15 protein-coding genes are annotated in these 18,839 nt (G+C 60.2%); 2 read left to right on the top strand and 13 right to left on the bottom strand.

The window, feature by feature from the left end:
* Positions 1 to 34 precede the first annotated feature (34 nt).
* A complete protein-coding gene (gene msbA / locus M5B43_RS18355) occupies positions 35 to 1,840 on the bottom strand; it encodes a lipid A export permease/ATP-binding protein MsbA (protein WP_248751424.1) in 1,806 nt (601 codons plus the stop codon).
* Between the two features lie 158 nt (positions 1,841 to 1,998).
* Between msbA and M5B43_RS18360 the strand changes: the two genes are divergently transcribed.
* Entirely contained in the window at positions 1,999 to 3,855 is a 1,857-nt protein-coding gene (locus tag M5B43_RS18360; RefSeq protein WP_248751425.1) for a bifunctional O-antigen ligase/aminoglycoside phosphotransferase family protein, read from the top strand.
* A 55-nt stretch (positions 3,856 to 3,910) separates the two neighbouring features.
* On the opposite strand, the gene M5B43_RS18365 is transcribed toward M5B43_RS18360, so the two are convergent.
* From M5B43_RS18365 to M5B43_RS18390, 6 genes are all read right to left on the bottom strand, one after another.
* Positions 3,911 to 4,792: a glycosyltransferase gene (locus M5B43_RS18365; protein WP_248751426.1), complete on the bottom strand. Its 882-nt coding sequence runs from the start codon at positions 4,790 to 4,792 to the stop codon at positions 3,911 to 3,913.
* Positions 4,789 to 5,937, bottom strand: a complete 1,149-nt coding sequence (locus M5B43_RS18370) for a glycosyltransferase family 4 protein (protein ID WP_248751427.1) — start codon at positions 5,935 to 5,937, stop codon at positions 4,789 to 4,791. Before M5B43_RS18370 ends, M5B43_RS18365 begins: the two co-directional genes overlap by 4 nt.
* 84 nt (positions 5,938 to 6,021) lie before the next feature.
* Complete coding sequence (locus M5B43_RS18375; protein ID WP_248751428.1) at positions 6,022 to 7,428, bottom strand: PIG-L family deacetylase; 1,407 nt, start codon at positions 7,426 to 7,428, stop codon at positions 6,022 to 6,024.
* On the bottom strand, positions 7,425 to 8,321 hold the full coding sequence (locus M5B43_RS18380) for a GNAT family N-acetyltransferase (RefSeq protein WP_248751429.1): 897 nt from the start codon (positions 8,319 to 8,321) through the stop codon (positions 7,425 to 7,427). The genes M5B43_RS18375 and M5B43_RS18380 overlap by 4 nt, the downstream gene beginning before the upstream one ends.
* Positions 8,322 to 10,079 carry a carbamoyltransferase gene (locus M5B43_RS18385; RefSeq protein ID WP_248751430.1) on the bottom strand — a complete coding sequence of 586 codons (1,758 nt, stop codon included), beginning with the start codon at positions 10,077 to 10,079 and terminating at the stop codon, positions 8,322 to 8,324.
* Between the two features lie 134 nt (positions 10,080 to 10,213).
* Positions 10,214 to 10,549, bottom strand: coding sequence for a YceK/YidQ family lipoprotein (locus M5B43_RS18390; RefSeq protein WP_248751431.1), 336 nt, complete (start codon positions 10,547 to 10,549; stop codon positions 10,214 to 10,216).
* Between the two features lie 201 nt (positions 10,550 to 10,750).
* Here M5B43_RS18390 and M5B43_RS18395 point away from each other — a divergent pair, with 201 nt between their 5' ends.
* Positions 10,751 to 12,823: a TonB-dependent receptor gene (locus tag M5B43_RS18395; RefSeq protein WP_248751432.1), complete on the top strand. Its 2,073-nt coding sequence runs from the start codon at positions 10,751 to 10,753 to the stop codon at positions 12,821 to 12,823.
* 92 nt (positions 12,824 to 12,915) lie between these two features.
* Here M5B43_RS18395 and M5B43_RS18400 read toward each other — a convergent pair whose 3' ends face one another.
* From M5B43_RS18400 to waaC, 6 genes are read right to left on the bottom strand one after another with little or no spacing between them, the layout of a single operon-like run.
* Complete coding sequence (locus M5B43_RS18400; RefSeq protein WP_248751433.1) at positions 12,916 to 14,367, bottom strand: lipopolysaccharide kinase InaA family protein; 1,452 nt, start codon at positions 14,365 to 14,367, stop codon at positions 12,916 to 12,918.
* A complete protein-coding gene (locus tag M5B43_RS18405) occupies positions 14,367 to 15,119 on the bottom strand; it encodes a lipopolysaccharide kinase InaA family protein (protein ID WP_248751434.1) in 753 nt (250 codons plus the stop codon). Before M5B43_RS18405 ends, M5B43_RS18400 begins: the two co-directional genes overlap by 1 nt.
* A complete protein-coding gene (locus tag M5B43_RS18410; protein ID WP_248751435.1) occupies positions 15,116 to 15,850 on the bottom strand; it encodes a lipopolysaccharide kinase InaA family protein in 735 nt (244 codons plus the stop codon). Before M5B43_RS18410 ends, M5B43_RS18405 begins: the two co-directional genes overlap by 4 nt.
* Positions 15,850 to 16,656, bottom strand: coding sequence for a lipopolysaccharide core heptose(I) kinase RfaP (gene rfaP / locus M5B43_RS18415; protein ID WP_248751436.1), 807 nt, complete (start codon positions 16,654 to 16,656; stop codon positions 15,850 to 15,852). Before rfaP ends, M5B43_RS18410 begins: the two co-directional genes overlap by 1 nt.
* Positions 16,653 to 17,777 (bottom strand): glycosyltransferase family 4 protein, encoded by a 1,125-nt coding sequence (locus tag M5B43_RS18420; protein ID WP_248751437.1) that lies wholly within the window; start codon positions 17,775 to 17,777, stop codon positions 16,653 to 16,655. Before M5B43_RS18420 ends, rfaP begins: the two co-directional genes overlap by 4 nt.
* Positions 17,777 to 18,838 carry a lipopolysaccharide heptosyltransferase I gene (waaC, locus tag M5B43_RS18425; protein WP_248751438.1) on the bottom strand — a complete coding sequence of 354 codons (1,062 nt, stop codon included), beginning with the start codon at positions 18,836 to 18,838 and terminating at the stop codon, positions 17,777 to 17,779. Before waaC ends, M5B43_RS18420 begins: the two co-directional genes overlap by 1 nt.
* Between the last annotated feature and the right edge of the window lies 1 nt (position 18,839).

Raw genomic sequence — 18,839 nt, forward strand, 5'->3', positions numbered from 1 at the left:
GCCTCCCACATTTGCCCTGTGCGCACCGGTCAGATCAGGTGATATCGGCCGACACCGGTGCATCCAGGCCCATCGCGTGCAGACGCGCGTAGTAGCCGTTCTGCGCCAACAACTCGCCATGTGTGCCGCGCTCGACGATCCGGCCATCGTCCATCACCAGGATCAGGTCCGCCTTCTCGATGGTGGACAAACGGTGCGCGATCACCAGGGTAGTGCGACCTTGCATGACCTTGTCCAGCGCCGCCTGGATATGCCGCTCGGACTCGGTATCGAGGGCCGAGGTGGCCTCATCGAGGATCAGCAACGGCGAGTTCTTGAGCAATGCACGGGCAATCGCCAGGCGCTGGCGTTGACCACCGGACAACAGCACGCCGTTCTCGCCGACCTGGGTATCGAAACCCTTGGGCAACTGGTCGATGAAGTCCTTGGCATTGGCATCTGCCGCCGCAGCCTCAACATCGGCACGCGGTGCGCCAGCCAGGTCGCCGTAGGCGATGTTGTTGGTCACGGTGTCGCTGAACAGGGTCACGTGCTGGGTGACCTGGGCAATGTGCTTGCGCAGGTTAAGCAGCTTGTAGTCTTCGACCTCTACGCCATCGAGCAGGATTTCACCGCTTTCATGGTGGTAGAAGCGCGGGATCAAGCTGGCCAGGGTCGACTTGCCGCTGCCCGAACGGCCCACCAGGGCGATCATCTGCCCAGGCTCGGCGGTGAAGCTGATGTCCTTGAGCACATGGCGCTCGGTGCCAGGGTAGGTGAAGTTCAGATGACGCACTTCCAGGCGACCGCTGACCTTGTCGCGCTCGATAGTGCCGTGGTCGATCTCAACATCTTCATCCAGCTGTTCAAAAATGCTTTCGGCACCCGCCACGCCTTTCTGGATCGTCGAGCTGACTTCCGACAGTTGGCGGATCGGCTTGGGCAACAAACCAGCCAGCGTGATGTAGGCCACCATGTCACCGGCCGACGCATCCCCACGAAGATACAGGACCAGGAACATCAACACCGCCATCGCGGAGTAGATCACCAATTGCAGCGCCGGGGTGTAGATGGCCCCAGTGCGGGTCATCCGCAGCTGCTTGTTGGTGTTGCTCTGGCTGGCCCTGAAGAAGCGTTTCTGCTCGTAGACCTCACCACCGAAGCTGCGCACCACGCGATAGCCCTGGATGGTTTCCGAGGCCACGTGGGTCACGTCGCCCATGGCCACCTGGATTTTCTTGCTCTGCTTGCGGAATTTCTTGCTGGCCGTACTGACCATCACGGCAATCAACGGCAGGATAGCGATCATGACCAGCGTCAGGCGCCAGTTCATGTACAGCAAGGAGGCAAACAGGAAGATCACCGTCATGCCTTCGCGAATCACCACCTTGATCGCATCGGTCGCCGCCCCCGTGACCATGGTCACGTTGAAGGTGATGCGGGAAATCAGGTGCCCGGAGTTGTGGTTGTCGAAGTAGCGGTTTGGCAGCGTGAGCAAGTTGTTGAACAACTGCACCCGCAGGTCGTGCACCAGGCCCAGGGAAACCTTGGCCAGCAGGTAGTTGCCCAGGAACGACCCCAAGCCCTGCCAGGCTGCAATCAGAATGATCAGCAGCGGCACAGCCTGCAGCAATTGCAGGTCGCGCAGTAACGGCACGGTGGGGAATAGCACGGCTTCCGGATTGGAAAGGCCGTCGACAAAATACTTGAGGATGTAACCCAGCATTGGCTGGGTCGACGCGAAAATCAGAAATCCGACGATACTCAACGCGAACAAGCCCATGTAGGGCTTAACGTAACTAAGCAGGCGGAAGTATATTTTCAAGCTCGAAGGGCTTGCGCTCGGACTGGAGTCGGTCATATCACGCGGCGTTTTGAAAAAGGAGGCTGACTTTATCACAGCTTCTCTGTTGTACTTGCACCCGACGTAACCCGCGGCTCTGTTGGATCTGACCGACGACATTACATAGCCACTACCTTAAGATGGTCGGCTTTCTCTTTCTGGAATGGCTCTACTGTATGCACTCCAAGCGCTTCATCTATGGCTCAAATCGCTTTTTAGACTTCTTGATCCTGTGGATTTTGCCCATCGGCCTGTTGCTGCTCCTGAGCTCATTGTTTTTTGTCACCAATCGCAATGTGCTGCACCGGTTCTTCTACATCACCTTCAGCGTGCCGACCCTGTTCCTGCTGTGCATGCGCCCTCGAGAGCTCAAGGAACTGTTGCGTGAGCCCCTGGCCATCGCGTTTCTGGTTTTCTCTGCCTGGGCGCTGACCAGCATGCTCTGGACCCCGGAGTCTTCCAACGACTCGGACCTGTTCAAGCGCCCGCTGAATACGTTCATGCTGTTTGGCGGCTTCGGGTTCTTGTTGCATTACCGTAACGAACTGTTCAAGCCGATCTTCTTCAGTGCCGCAGTGATTGCGCTGGTGGTGTGCTTGTGCAACCTGGTGGCGTTCGCCAAAGGCTTCGAACCGGGCATGCGCATGATCGGTGGTCGGGGAGCCCTCGACAACCCGCTGCTCAGCTCTCATCTTTTCGGCTTTTTCAGTATTTACTGGCTTTACGTTTGCATGACAACCCAGCGCCTGAAGGTGTTGTGGTTCAGCGTTCCAGCCCTTGCAATCATGATCGCAGCGGTCTTTTCGACAGGCTCCCGAACACCATTGGTCGCGTTGACGCTAGCAATCCTGTGGATGAGTTTTATCAGCCGTAACCGCCGCTCGGTAATATTTATTGCTGGATTGGTCCTGAGCTCTATTGTGCTCCTGCTGTTCTATCCAGCGTTGATCACTGACCGTGGCAGCTCGTTCCGCCTTGAATTGTGGAGCATGTCGCTGCAACGTATCGCCGAACACCCTTGGATCGGCCATAGCTACGACTCCGAGCTGTACTTGACACTCGCAGATGGCAACCAACTGCGCGAGCCCCACAGCTTCGCCCTCGGCGTGCTTTATTACGTCGGCATCATCGGTTTTATCCCATGGCTCTTCATGCTCGGCTGGGGCCTGCGCAAAGGCTTCAAGGAACGGGCACAACCGCTGTTCATCCTGGCCTCTTCCCTGCTGGCCTACGGCATCGGCGCCGGCCTGACCGAAGGCGGCGGCATTCTGTCGCGCCCCAAGGAACATTGGTTCCTGTTGTGGATTCCCCTGGCCATAATCGCCGGCCTGAGCATCGCCCAGCGTCGCCGCAGCGTACTGCGCATGCCCGTGCAAAGCATCAAGACCCAGGCATTCGATCAGCTTTGCAACAACGCCCATGTGATAGAAGCCGACGGCCTGGGACCAAAAGTCTTACGCCTGGAAGACGGCAGCTTCCTCAAGATCTTTCGCGCACGCCGCTGGTACACCTCGGGCAGCTTCAACCCGTATTCCGAGCGTTTTGCCAGCAACAGCGAGCAATTACGCACCTTGGGGATCCCCACCCCTGAAATCCTCGCGCTCTACCGCCTGGACGACGCCAGCAGTGCCGTGACTTACACCCCCTTGCCCGGCCTGACCCTGCGCCAGGCGCTGCAAAGCCTGGACAGCAGCTTGCGCGAATCGCTGATTGAGCGCTTTGGCCGGTTCATGGCGCAGTTGCATGAGCGCGGCGTGTACTTCCGCTCGCTGCACCTGGGTAATGTGCTGTTGATGGACGATGGCGAGTTCGGCCTGATCGACGTGGCCGACCTGCGCATCTACCCCTCGTCACTCCGTTATGCCCTGCGCCAACGTAATCTGTGCCATATGCAACGCTACCCGCAGGACCGCAACTGGCTGTTCGAAACCCACTTCGAGCAACTGCTCAAGGGCTACGCGTGCGTTGCAAGCCAGAGCGCCACGACGAAAATTCGCGAACAGGTGCAGCGCCTCCCCCGCCCCGCCAAATGACAAAAAAGGCGACTATCACAGGTGATAGTCGCCTTTTTCACATCCCTCGCCGCGCTCAGCTCCTGAGCGGCATCAGATACAGCCGCACCAGCCCACGCAAGGTCTTGCGTCCCCAGAACTTCAGCGGGATCTGCTTGAGGATCTCCCGCGCCAGCGGGCGGTCACGGTCGGCAGTCTTGAGGAACATCGAGTTCAGGAAGTTGTAACGAACCTGATCATAAGCCGGGTGATCGCTGAACAAGCCATAAGTCTTGAGGATGTTCTCGATCATGTAGCGATGATTCTTGTACGTGTTGGTCGCGTGCTGACGATAGCGCGCCATTACCACGCCCAATACATCGATGGTGTAGCCCGCATGGGCAATCTTCAGCTCGATCAGCAGGTCTTCCAGGGGGATCAACGGATCGAAACCACCCACCTCTACAAGCGCATCCCGGCGAATCATCAAGGTGGGCGCCGGAGGGAACGGCTTGCGGTCCAGGAACAGGTCATCGAAGTCCAGGCTGCGAAACGGCAGGTCGCGGTGCTGCTTCTTCTCAGGGTACGGTATGCCTTGGCCATCGATCAGTTCAATGTTGCCGGCGCAGATGCCAACCTTCGGCTTGCCTTCCATGTAGGCCACTTGGGTCGCAATACGTTCGGGCAGCATGATGTCGTCGGAGCCGAACGGAACGATCAGGCTCCCCTTGGCCCGGGCGATCGCGCCGTTGAGGGTGTTGGTCAGGCCCTGGTTCTGTTGCACCTGGAAATCAAAGCCGTGCTCGGCCTGCAAGCGCCGGATGCGTTCGACACTGTCATCCTTGGAGCCGTCATCCACCACCAACAACTCGATAGCGGTATAGGTCTGCCCCAGCACACTGAGGATACTCTGTTCGATATACGGGCCATGGTTGTAGGACGCAATGATCACCGAGACCAGAGGTTGTTGCCGAGTCATGCTCTACCCACTTCACGTAAACCGGTTTCAATCAGAGTCAGGTACTTGTGCCTGAACTCTTCAAGGGTGTGGTTGGCCTGCAGATAGCGGAACACCTCTTCACCCTTGGCGCGTAACTGTTCATCGCTCAGCGCCAGATAAGTATCCAGGGCGACGGCCAATTGCTCGACGTTGCCCGGGTCATGGGACAGGCCGCCCGCGCCCTGCACCAGTGGCAACATCGCAGGGCCGTTGGAGGCGATGACCGGCAGGTGTCCACTCATGCCTTCCAACAGCGCCAGGCCCAGGCCCTCAAACAGCGACGGCATGGTCCAGATGTCGAAGCCACGCACGTACCTCATGCCGTCTTCGCGAAAGCCCAGCAAATGCGCGCGACCGGTCAGGCCCAGGCGCTCGATGTCTGCACGCAAATCGGCTTCTGCACGACCGGAACCAATGATGCCTACCTGTGCCTCGGGGTACTTGTCCTTGAGGCTGGCAAAGGCTTGCAGCAGGTGAGTGTGGCCCTTGATCGGCACCAGCCGCCCCAACGCGCCGATCATCCGAGCGTCCATTGGCAGGCCCAGGGCCTTGCGCGCCTCTTCGCGGGTGAACTGCAAGGCTTCTGCCTGGGGAATATCGATCGCGTTGGTGACATAGCTGGTGTTTTCACGGGTGAACCCACAGTCGAGGTCCACCAGATAATCCTTCACCGCTTCCGACACCCCCACAAAACGCCACGCCGGGCTGACCCAGCGTCGCGTCTGGCGCCGACGGTAACCACGGTCATACTCGCCAAAGCCGTGCGAGATACCAACGCACAGCGGGATTTTCAACCAACGGTTGAGCGACAGCATCATGTTCACCGACTTGAAGCGGTTACAAATGACCACATCGAATTTCTGCTCGCGGCAATATTTGTAGATCTGCCACATGGCGCCAAAGCGGATGCCCTTGAGGGACTTCTCCGGCAGCTCGAAATAGTGGGAGTGCTCGGCCACACTCAGGGGCTGGCCCGGCAATGGGCGCCCACTGAGAAACCCCGATGTGACCTCGAAACGCTCAGCCGGCAAGGATTTGACGATTTGCTCACCCAAGTCGGCGAAGTCATTGGTCTTGACGTTGTAGTCCGGCTGTAACTGCAAAACCTTGAAACGAGGCTTCATAACTCTCCATACAGCGATCTGGCGACGGGCACGCGGCCCGGTAAAAGGGCGACAAGCGATTGTTAGCCTGCCTTCGATAGGTTCTCAATCCTGCTTCAGAACCCACAGCAGTTCGTGCCGACGCACGGCCTTGCGAAAGAATTCGTCCTCTCCATAAGGCGACGGCCTACGGCCCGCCAGTATCCGCTGCACAACCCGGCGCACCCGACGCTTGAACGGCGGTCGCGGCTGCAGGTCATGCATCATGCCCAAGGCCATGGCCTTGTCGTGCTGCTGGCTCAAGGTGAGCGAGAAGCTGCAAGGCACAAACTCACCCCCAGCATAGAAATGCGGTGGCAGCGCCACGCCAGCCCCCGAATCCCCCATGGGCCATCGGTCGTTATCATGCAGGTGATTGGCATAGCCGAGCAATGTGTCGGGCTGCCACTCCAGGCCCTTCAAGGCTTCCAGTGTCGCCGCATGGGCACAGATGTGGTCAGCGTGAGGGTCGAGTAATGGCGTGGGCAACACGACCACCTGCGGCCGCGCCTTGAGCAACAGTGCCCGCAAGTCCGCGATCAGGTTGTTCCAGGTCGGCGCACCATCCTCGTCGCCGGGCAGTGTAAACGCGTTGAACTGGCGAAACAGTCGTGTGTCGCTCAATTCGGCTTCGCGAGAAGCCTTAGGTTGACTCGGTTCGGCCTGCATGGCCTGCAGCCGCATGCAGAAGTAACCCAATTGCACGCACTGGGCCTCGGGCACGCCCGCCCACCGCGGCACGGCAATGCTGTCCCAGGCACGCAGGCGGCCCTTGATACGCGCCGCTTCAGCCTTGGGCATACCCATTTTCCGATAATGCTCGGCTTCGATTTCACCGGCAGTCAGGGTGACAATCCAGCTTTCGGCGGCCTGGCTGTATAGGGCGAATGCGGCCAGTTCAGCATCGTCGGCGTGGGGAGCAATCACCATGACGCGCTGTTGCTGATAGTCCGCGTGACGAAAGCGCCACAGCGTCGGCTGCCCCTTGATCCGGCAAAAACGTCCGCGCAGCGTGATCTTGCCCGCGCTCAGTGCTTCGGCGGCCCCCGTGAGGTTGAGGTAGCGAAACCCAGCAACACCGCGCTCGAACACCTGCCGGTCCCGCGTACCCAGGCCCCGCAGCTCCACCGCAGGGTCGACGAAGCGCCCCAGCCACGTGCTTTTCAACTCGACACCGACGATCAGGGTTTCGTCGGCCCCCAGGGGCGTATCCAGAAACAGCTGCCCGGACTCCAGGCGCAAACCGGGCTGCTCGCTGCCGGCAGGGAACGCGTACTCATAATTGTCTTTGGGCGAGTAAAACAAGCTATCGGCAAACCAGGCTTCATGGGCGACCCACAGCAGCACCGCCAGGATCGGCGGCAACCACCAGGCCACAAAAATGCCGACCTTGAGCAGCAACAGGAAGCCGATAAAGAGCGCAATGCGCTTATTACGCCGATGGCGCTTGAGCAGTAGTTGCTTGCGATTCATACGCTGAAAACCTGCACTGGATTGCACCAGCGCTCCTTGTATTCGCGGTCGGAACGCCCAAAAGAAAAGCGCAACGACTTATTGGCCGCTCGCGCCTGTTCCCAGGCGCTTTGGGTGTTGAGAAAGCTCAGGACACTGCCGGGGCTGAACGCACGGGTTTCAGGGTCGACACCGCCGTTGACGTACTCAGCACTGAACCATTCGCTGGACTGCACCTGATACACCAATTGCACAGCGATCGCGGCATCATTGAGAAACAGTACCGAACCGAACAAGAAATCCTTGAGCAATTCCAGCACCTCAGCCAGACGCGCCGCGCCTACGGGTGGGAAGCCCCAGCGACGTTGGAACAGATCGCAGTAAATCGCCGCCAGCTCCACGCTGGAAAACTCACTGACCGCCCGTACCACGCCGCCCGCTTCTTCCAGCAGACGCAACTCGCGCCGCTGGTTGTAGCGAAACTTTTTCGACAGTTCTTCAGGGGTGCGTGCCATGGCCAATTGCTCGGCCTGAGGCTTGAGGGTGCTGACGCGCCCATCGTTCAACGCCGACAGGTAGCGCGCACGATGACGCAACGGCACCTGTGCATCGGCGGCAATCGGCAAGATGATCTCGGCATTGCCCAGGTCAAACAGGCCTTTCTTGCCGGCACGCTTGAGTACGTCCTTGGACAGCGCCAAGTCCCGCCCCCAGGTGGCTATCGCCCCCTTGAGTTCACCGCCTTGCTCCCAGCCCAGGTAACGCACGGGAAGCTGAGCCAGGCAGGCCAACCGTTCGATCACCTGCGGATGGGTTGCCACACTGCCGCCGTAACGCTGCCAGGCCTGGGCGTAAACCTCGGCCTCGACAGGCGCCCAGCCACGTTCACGCCAACCCTGAAAGCGATTTAGCATCTAGACCACAGCGTCATAAGGGTCCACACCCTCTTTGACGACCAGGATGTCTTCCATAATCAGGTACTGCAGGTCCGAACCAAAAAACATGTTCAGCGCGTCGGTCGGCGAGCAGATCATTGCTTCGCCACGACGGTTGAGCGACGTGTTCAAGGACACGCCGTTACCGGTCAGCACTTCCAGCTCTTTCATCATGTCGTAGTAGCGCGGGTTGTATTCGCGCTTGAGCACCTGGGCGCGGGAGGTGCCGTCTTCATGCACCACTTCCGGCACGCGGGTTTTCCATTCTTCCGACACTTCAAAGGTGAAGGTCATGAACGGCGCCGGGTGATCGACCTTGATCATCTGCGGGGCCACGGTGTCGAGCATCGACGGGCAGAAAGGCCTCCAGCGCTCGCGGAACTTGATCTGGTGGTTGATGCGGTCCGCCACGCCGGTGGCGCTCGGGCAACCGATGATCGAACGACCGCCCAGTGCGCGCGGGCCAAACTCCATGCGCCCCTGGAACCAGGCCACTGGGTTACCGTCGACCATGATCTTGGCAATGCGCTTAGGCATGTTTTCGATCTTGCGCCAGTTCGGCTTGCTCTCGTGCTTGGCGCACGCGGCAATCACGTCCTCGTTGCTATAGGACGGGCCGAGATAGACGTGTTCCATTTTCTCCACCGGAACACCACGGGCATGGGACACATAGGCAGCAGCCCCCACCGCAGTACCGGCATCGCCGGACGCCGGCTGTACGAACAGCTCTTTGACGTCATCGCGGGCGATGATTTTCTGGTTCAGCTTGACGTTCAACGCACAACCACCGGCGAAGGCCAGCTTGCCGGTGTCCTTGAGGATGTCGCCCAGGTAGTGGTCGATCATCTGCAGGGCCAGCTTCTCGAACAGCGCCTGCATGCTGGCCGCGTAGTGGATGTACGGTTCGTCAGCAATATCGCCTTCGCGCTTGGGCCCCAACCACTCGATCAGTTTTGGCGAGAAGTAGAAACCCTTGCCCTTCTCTTTATAGCGGCGCAGGCCGATGACGTTGGCGTAGTCGGTATTGATCACCAACTCACCGTTTTCAAAGGAGGCCAGGCGCGAGAAGTCGTACTTGCTGGCATCGCCATAGGGCGCCATGCCCATGACCTTGAACTCACCGTCGAGCATCTCGAAGCCGAGGAACTCGGTGATCGCGCCGTACAGGCCGCCGAGGGAATCCGGATCGTAGAATTCCTTGATCTTGTGGATCTTGCCGTTTTCGCCGTAACCGAAGAACGTGGTGGCGTACTCACCTTTGCCGTCGATCCCCAGGATCGCGGTTTTCTCCTGGAAGCCCGAGCAGTGGTAGGCGCTGGAGGCGTGGGCCAGGTGGTGCTCAACCGGTTCGATCTTGATTTTCTTCGGATCGAAGCCCAATTGCTCCAGGCACCAGACGATCTTGTTGCGATAGCGCTTGTAGCGACGGTTGCCCATCAGGATCGCGTCAAGCGCGCGGTCCGGGGCGTACCAGTAACGCTTGGCATAGTGCCAGCGTGCCTCGCCGAACAGGCTGATCGGTGCGAACGGGATCGCCACCACGTCAACGTCCGAAGGCTTGATGCCGGCTTGTTCCAGGCAGAACTTCGCCGATTCGTAGGGCATGCGGTTCTTTGCATGTTTGTCGCGTACGAAGCGCTCTTCTTCGGCGGCCGCAATCAGCTTGCCGTCGATATACAGGGCTGCGGAAGGATCATGGCTAAGGGCGCCGGACAGGCCAAGAATCGTCAATGCCACAGGGGTCTAGCCTCTTTTAGTCTGCATGCAGGCGCAGGGCGCCTGAAAAAAGTGTGCCTCTCGCCTGGGGCGGGAAACAGCTAAAGGGCGGGATTATAGCTTAAAAGCAGTAGGAAGCTGTTAGCGGCGAGGACCTAGCGCAGCTCAATGCTGCCGTCGACATTTTGCCGGTAGATCGTATAGGGCAGGATGAGCGTATCCAGAACGCCAGAAATGGGAACATCGATAAATGCCCAAGGAACGTCGTTCAACGACACGCCACTTCCGGAATGCGGAGGGGCGTGCAACACACAAAGGTCATAGGCCACTCCGCTGTAGACACGCGGAACTGTCTGGCAATAGGTTCTGTTCGCCTTGAGCTCACGTGCTACCACATCGCCGTCCCGAAACACCGTCGTCACGGTCCCGCAGCCCTCCAGAACCGAAACGATCCCCATCAGCACCAGCAGCCCCTCAATTCCCGCTTTCATACTGTTCTCCCCTGTTGAGGGCTGGAACCTAACACCCCAAGGCCCGCACTCACAGGCACCTCGCTACGCAATCAGGCGTAGGAAGCGTCCGATTTCCCCACCCAGACCATAGCGTTCGGCAAAAGAAGAGGTAACCGTTAAACTTGCGCTCTTTTGCGCCGACGCCAACCACTGGCGTCGCGCTATGGACCCAGCCTGCCTATGAATCCTTCTGCCCTTTCCGCCCTGCTTGCATTGGGCCTGTGCACTACCGCCCTGGCTGATGACGCACCACTGGTCCTCGACCCCAGCGTCGTCACCGGCTCACGCAGCGCCAGCCCAACGTTCGACCTGCCGTACTCGGTAGATGGCATCAGTCGCGAACAGATCAGCGACGGTCAGTTGGGCATCAACGCCTCCGAAGCCTTGTCCCGCGTGCCTGGCCTGGTGGTACAGAATCGCCAGAACTACGCACAGGACCTACAGATTTCCTCCCGCGGCTTCGGTGCGCGCTCGGCATTTGGTGTCCGCGGCATCAAGTTGATCGCCGATGGCATCCCCGCCAGCACCCCGGACGGCCAGGGCCAGGCCGCTACGTTTAACCTCGACACAGCTGAACGTATCGAAGTACTGCGCGGCCCCGCGGCGACGTTATACGGCAGTAATGCCGGTGGCGTGATCCAGATGTTTTCCCGCGACGGCGAAGGCCCGCCGCGCATCGGCGCCGAAACCCTGGTGGGCAGCGACGGCCTCAACAAAAACCACCTCAGCGCAGAAGGCGCAGCCAATGGCGCAGGCTTCGTACTCGACGCCTCGCGCATGGACACCAACGGCTACCGCGACCACAGCAGCGCCCGCCGCGACCAGACCTTCGCCAAACTCAACTTCCAGCCTGATGACGACAGCAAGCTGGCGTTGATCTACAGCAGCCTGGAGCAGAACGGCACGCAAGATCCGCTGGGGCAAACCTGGGCGGCGTACAAGGCCGACCCGCGCTCGGTGGCGCCTGCGGCCCTGCAATACAACACACGAAAAAGTATCGATCATCAGCAATTGGGCCTGAATTACGAACGTTACATCGGCGACGCGACGTTGCAGGTCAACGCGTATACCGGACGGCGGAGCGTGATTCAGTACCTGTCGATTCCGGGCGGCACGGCACCCGACAAGCGCGGTGGTGTTGTAGATTTTGACCGGAAGTTCTACGGAGGCTCAGTCCACTGGCTACAGCCTGTCACTCGCGCACCGGGCGATCTGACGGTTATTGCTGGCCTGGATTACGATCGCAGCCAGGATGATCGCCAAGGCTATTCCAACACCCTCAACGGCGAGCACGGCGTAAAAGGTGCACTAGGCCGCGACGAAATCGACACGGCCACCAGCCTTGACCCGTTCGTGCAAGCCAACTGGCTGCTGGGCGACTGGACACTGCAAGCCGGGCTGCGCCACAGCACGATGAAAATGGACGTGGACGACCACTTCCTGAGCGACGGCAATGACAGCGGCAACAAGACCTACCAGAAGAGCACGCCCTCGGTCAGCGCGATGTACGCCTTCACTCCCGACCTGCACGGATACGTCAGCGCCGGCAAGGGCTTCGAAACCCCGACCCAGGCCGAATCGGCTTATTCGACGACCTCAAATGGGTTCAACTTCGCTCTCAAGCCGTCGGTCAGCAAGCAATACGAAATAGGGCTCAAGGCAAGGATCGGCCAAGATACGCGGCTCAATGCCGCCCTGTTTCAAATTACCACTGACGACGAATTGGTCGTCTTATCGTCCAAGGACGGCCGCACCACCTACCAAAACGCCGGCCGCACCCTGCGCCGAGGCTTTGAGTTGGGCGTCGAAAGCCAACTCAGTGAGCAGTGGAGCACCAACCTCGCCTACACCCGCCTGCAAGCCACCTACGACAGCGACTTCATCGGCGGCGGCAAACCCGTGGACAAAGGCAACTACCTCCCCGGCGTCCCGCAAACCACCTTGTTCGCCGAGCTGAACTGGAAGCCACGCGACTGGGTCAGCACCGCCCTCGAAGGCATGTACCGCAGCAAAGTCTACGTAGAAGACACCAACCAACAACACCCCGCGCCAGGCTATAGCGTGTTCAACTGGCGCGCGCGGTTCGAGCAGAAAGTGGAGCACTGGACCTTTCACCAAACCTTGCGCCTGGACAACTTGCTGGATCGCCAGTATGTGGGCTCGGTGATTGTCGGCGACGGTAATGGCCGCTACTACGAAGCGGCGCCGGGGCGGTCGTGGTATGCGGGGGCAGGGGCGCAGTATCAGTTTTGAATGCAGCGCATGGACGGCCGCCATCGGGGACAAGCCCCCTCCCACACTTTATTAATGTGGGGGCTTGCCCCCGATAGGGCCGAAGGCCCGCTTCAACTGGCGACCCTGATCTCTTTAGGCAAGCGCTGATCAATCACCTGATACAGCGCACTGCTCTGCGGCCAATTGCGCATAAACCGCGCACGATCCTTGGCATACGCCGGGGCGAAGCTGGCAATGGAACGGTGCTGACGCATGGAGTCCAGGTCGATCATCGCCCAGCGGCCTTCATCCCAGTACAGGTTGTGGCCCTTGAAATCGCCATGGCTGATGCGCTCGCCAATCAACTCGGCGAACAGCTGGTCCAGCGCCAGCAGTTCATGTTCAGGGGCATCACCGTGCTCAACATACGGGGCGAAGCGCTCGATGATGTCCGGCCCCGGCAGGAACTCAGTGACCAGGTACGCACGGCTGCGCAACCAGAAACACCGTTTTTCCAACACAGCCAGCGGCTTGGGCGTGGCAATACCGAGGAATGCCAGGCGGTTGCCTTCGCGCCAGGAGTGCCAGGCGCGGCTCGGCCGCCAAAAGCGGGTGAGCCAGTGAGCGAAGCTTTTGATGTTGTAACGCTTGATCACCAGCGGGCGGCCGTTCACTTCGACCTTGGCCACGCTCGCAGTGCCACCGGTTTTATACAGATGGCCCTGGTCGAGCAATGCATCCGCCTGCGCCAGCACCGGCAACATCGCCGCCTCTTCTTCGCGACGAATCGCTCGCAGGCCAAAAGCGCCACGCACCACGCTGAACAGCGTGCATTCGCGCCCCACTTTGCTCAAGAAGTCTTTCAAGCGCCAGGCGCTGACTTTGTGCACCTGCTTTTCGAGGGCCTCCAGGGGCAGAGCATGCTCGCCGTTGCTGAGCAGGTAGTACACCAGCAACTCTTCGGTAAACGGCGCGAGGCTTTTGGGCAACTGGGCAAAAAACACCCCGAGGTTTTCCAGCACCCGGTTACGCGACAGCGGCTTGCCCGGCGTTTCGACACGGACCCCGGCACCATCGATCAAATACAACTGGCCGCCCTGGCGCAGCAGGTTGTCCAGGTGCAGGTCTTCCTGCCAAAGCCCTTTGGCGTGCATCAGGGCAATGGCGCCCAGTGCCTCGGCGAGCACAGCGGTCTGCTCGTCCGCCAATGGCGGCAAACCTTCGACGGCATGCCAGGCGTCGGCCAGGCTCTGGGCACCTTCGAGAAATTCGAACAACAGCCAGCCACCCTCGCCTTCCTGCAAGCCATCGGCCAGCAACAAGGGTGTGACCAGGCCCTGCTCGGCCAACAAACGCACGCCCTTGAGCTCACGCTGAAAATGCCGCACAGCCTTGCTGCCGACCAACAACTTGGCCAGCACCGGGCGACCGCGCCACACCGCCGCACCCACATAGCGTTGCCCCGGCAGAACGCGCAACAGGCTCAACAGCTGCAACTGCCCAGGGCCTGCCGAATCCGCCAAGTCGAGGGTCAACGGCAAGCTGGGTGTACGGCCGGCATGTTTGAGCTCGGATAGACGCATCAGCGGTTTTCCTTGTGGCTGCGGCGCGCCGTCAGGCGTTGTTGCCAAGTGCGAACCAGCGAGCTGTCCTCAGGTTGCTCAAGGTAAGCCGCCAGCAATTGCCGCTGCTGCGCCGGTGCCCATTGCGGGGCTCGACGCAGCAGCGGCTCCAGATCCTTGACCCGGTCGCGCCAGCCAAACAACAACGGCCGGGTTTTTTCCAGGTCGATCAACTGCGCGGCATAACCGTCACCGTTAGCCTGCATGAAAATATGCTTGGGGTAAAAACAGCCGTGCACCTGCCCCATGCTGTGCAGGTGGCGCGCCAATTGGCCACAGGCCAACAAGATAGCGCGCTGTTGGGCATCGTTCAGTTGCGCCCATTGCTCCAGCAACGAGTCCAGGTCATTCCAGTCATCCAGGGCACGGGTGAGCAGCATCGCACGATGCTCGCCCTTCACCTTGCGTTCGCCAAAAAAGGCCGCTTGCAACGCAGGGATCCCATACTTTCGGTAACGGCGGATGTTGCGAAACTCACGCGCAAAGCTCGGTTCGCCAAAGGGTCTGTGCAAGGTCCGCGTCAGGTAGTTGCTCTGGCGCTTGAGGTAGTACCCCTGACCTTCAAGTTCCAGGCGATACACACTGCTCCAGCCGCCTTCGCTGGTGTTCGGCTCGTCCACCGCCTCCAGTTGCTTGGCCCACAGGGCGTCGAAGGTAGTGAGGCCGTTGCGCGCCAAGAGGGCGCGGTCTTCGGCCGCCAGGAAATCACTCATTCACGTCCCTCGAAAAACTTCACCACGTGGCGAATTCGCTGTTTGTCCGACGCCGCCAGGTGCGTGCGTTGACGGTATTGCAGATAAAAGCGCAAGCGCTGGGTGGCCGACAAGTGATACTTGGCGACTTTATCCAGGCAGGCCAGATCCTTGGTGATGCGGTACTTGAGCCAGAAGCCGCGCCAGAAATCACCATTAGGGCAATCGATCAGGTACAGGGTTCGCTGGTCGTCCACCAGGAGGTTGCGCCACTTCAAGTCGTTATGGGTGAAACGGTGATCGTGCAGGGTACGCGTGTATTCGGCCAGCTGGCGGCTGATGGCATCGACCCACCGGGGGTCTTTCAGGCGCGGATCATGGCGCTCGGCCAGCACTGACAAGTCTTCCGTCTTGGGCAGTTCACGGGTAATCATTGCACCCCGGCTATACGCCAGGCCCTTGCGGTCCAGGCCCCAAGCGACCACATCGGCCGTGGGAATGCCCCATTTGGCAAAGCGCTTGAGGTTCTGCCATTCAGACTTCACTCGAGGCTTGCCCAGGTAACGCCGCAGCCCCTTGCCCGCGCCCGTGTAGCGCTTGACGTAATAATTGACCCCGCCACGCTCCACCCGAATCACTTCCGACAGCGGATCGCAGGTCAGTTGTTCGCCTTGCAGGGCGAATACCGCTTCCAGGCTTCCAAAATCGTCCGCCAAGGCGGCGTAAGCGGGCTCCAGGTTCCAACCCGCCATCAGAGCGCGTCCCCGTATCGTTGCTTGCGGGCATAGAGTTTATCGGCCATGCGTTCCAGCTTGGCCAGCAGCGTCTTTTGCTCTGCCAGGATCTGGCGCAATGGCTGCTGAAAGTAACCTTTGAGAAAGCGCAGTTTATCGCGCGGGGTCAAGCCGATCTCCAGTGCGGAGTAATACAGCCCGGCCAGGTCTTTGTCGCGCCAGCGCGCGGGAATCGTCGCACGCACCTGGGCACGGTGCAGGTCGATCACCGACAACTTGAGGTTGTCGACGGTGATGGGTCGATCCGTGTGCAAAAGAAAATGGCAGAGGTAGCAATCACGATGATTGACGCCACCCCGGTGCATCGCACCGACGGTCCGTGCCAGCTCGGCGGTCAAGGCGTGCTTGATGGCCGGCACAGGCGGCTGCTTGACCCAGTCCAGGGTCAAGTCTTCCAGGCTGACAATCGGGGCCAACTCCTGGGTGACGATAAACGAATGCTGGTCGGCCGGGTTGCTGCCTTTTTCGCCAAACGCCACAGCGGTCATGGTCGGCACGCCGAGCGCCTGCAAGCGCTGGATCGCCAACCATTCCTGGCCTGCCCCCAATACCGGCAGCTTGGCCGTGATCAGGTTCTTGATGATTTCGCCCCAACCGACCCCACGGTGAATCTTCACAAAATAGGCGTGACCGTCCACGACCGTACGCAACGTACGACGCGCGGCCAGCTCGCGGAACACCTGGCCTTGCAGCTTCTCGACCTCGGCGAACGCATCGCGTCCGGCCCACAGGGTCTTGAAGGGTTCGGCAAGAATCAACTTCATCGGTTCGGCTCCGCCAGAATCAGGTCCGCAGCGTACTGCGGCATGCTAAAGAGGTCGGCCGTCTCGGCGAAGGCCAAACCATTGCGACTCCAGGTCGCGCGCGCTTGTGGATCGTCGAGCATATCGACCAGGTAACGGTTGAGCTGCGCCTGCTCGAATGGCTCGTCCAACACCCGGCCACTCTGGGCCTTGTCGATGTAAAACGCGTAGCCGCAGACCTGGCTCACGAGGACTGGAAGGCCCGCGACCACCGCTTCGACCAGCACCATACCGGCCGCCTCGTTGTAGGCAGGGTGAATCAACAGGTCCGCTCCCAGCAGGAAGCGCGGGATATCGCTGCGCCCCTTGAAGAACTGTACCTGCTCGCCCAGACCCAGCGCAGCACTCTGCAATTGGAATACTTTGGGGTCGTCCTGCCCAATTACAAATAGCCGGGTGCGCTTCTTCAATTGCGACGGCAGCGCGGCCACAGCCTTGAGGCTGCGGTCGACACCCTTGGTCTTAAAACCCGAACCAATCTGCACCAGTAACAAATCGCTGTCGGCCAGGCCGAATTCACGGCGAAACTCAGCGCGAATCTCGGCGGCGTTCGGGGGGGCGCGGCGGTCGCGGGCGATGCCGGGCGGCAACAGATGAAAACGCTCGGCCTGGGTCCCGTAATACTGGGTGAACAGCTTCTGTTGATGCTCGGACAGCACCATGATCTGCGTCCTGGCGTTCTTGTCGAACACCGCGCGCTCGTATTCGGCGAAGTGCTTGTAACGCCCGAACCAGCGGTACATCGGGTTGCGCAGGGTCTGGGCCTTGTCTTCAAACACACCATCGGCGGCAAAGTACACATCCAACCCTGGCATCTTGTTGAACCCCACCACACGGTCTACCGGACGCTTGGCAAGGTCGGCCTGGATCCAGGCATAGAGTTTTTCGTTACGACGATGGTTGACCAGCGCCTTGACAGGCGCCACCAGCACTTCGAAGCCCGGTGGGATCTCCCCCTCCCAGATCAATGTGTACACACGAATCTGATGGCCGCGCTGCTGACACTCCAGGGCGATGCGCATGAAGTCGCGCTGCAAGCCACCGAAGGGAAAGTATTTGTAGAGGACAAAAGCCAGTTGCATCAGTGCTGCTCCTCAGCCAGTAACAACGTACTCAGTCGGTTTGCTACACGCTCAGGGTTCAAGCGCGTGAAGCACAACGGCGACTCACGCGCGATGTCGAACCGACGCAGGTCATCGGCGGTGGGTTGGTAGGTGCACTGCTTTTGCAGGCACGGAGCACACGCAAAGTCGCTGGCCAAGTGAATCTGGCCTTTGCCGTAGGCACCGGTCAGGCCGGGGTTGGTGGGGCCGAACAGGGAAATGGTCGGGACATCCAGCGCGGCCGCCAGGTGACCCAGGCCGGTGTCCACCGCCACGCAGGCCCGGGCACTGGCCAAGACACCGGCCACGCCCGCCAGGTTGAGCTTGGGCAGCACTTCGGCATGTTGCAGGCCCCGGGCCAGGCGCTCGGCCCGGGCCTTTTCGGCGGCGTTGCCCCATGGCAGCTTGACGTCCACGCCCAGGCGCCCCATGCGTTCGGCCAGTTCGCGCCAATAGGCTTCGGGCCAGTGTTTGGTGTCCCAAGTGGTGCCGTGCAGCAGCAACACAAAAGGTTTTTTCGGTGGCAGGCCGAGCAGTTTCTCGACGTTCAGGCCATAGTCGCCCAGACCTTTGGGCAGGTCATAGCCCAAGGCCACGGCAAACAGTTGGCGCAAACGCTCCACCGCATGCTGCCCGCGAGCCACGGCCAGACGCCGGGAATAAAAGCGCGCAGCCATCGGTTCACGGGCCGAATGTTTATCGAAGCCAGCCACCGGCGCACGCACATAGCGAGTCAGCCAGGCGCTTTTCAACAGGCCCTGGGCGTCGATCACCAGGTCATACTTGGTGGACTGGACACGCTGCTTGAAGCGCCGCCACTCGCCACTCTTGATGGTTTGCCAGATGTTCTTGCGCCAGCGGCGAATCGCCACCGGGATCACCTTGTCCACCGCCGGGTGCCAGCTAGGGATTTCGGCAAAACCCTCTTCCACCACCCAATCAAAGCGAATGCCGGGGATCGCCCGCGCTGCGTCAGTCAGCGCCGGCAAGGCGTGGATCACATCACCCAGGGATGAGGTCTTGATTACCAGAACCCGCAAC

It is taken from the genome of Pseudomonas sp. MWU15-20650, from assembly GCF_023242475.1.
Taxonomy (GTDB): domain Bacteria; phylum Pseudomonadota; class Gammaproteobacteria; order Pseudomonadales; family Pseudomonadaceae; genus Aquipseudomonas.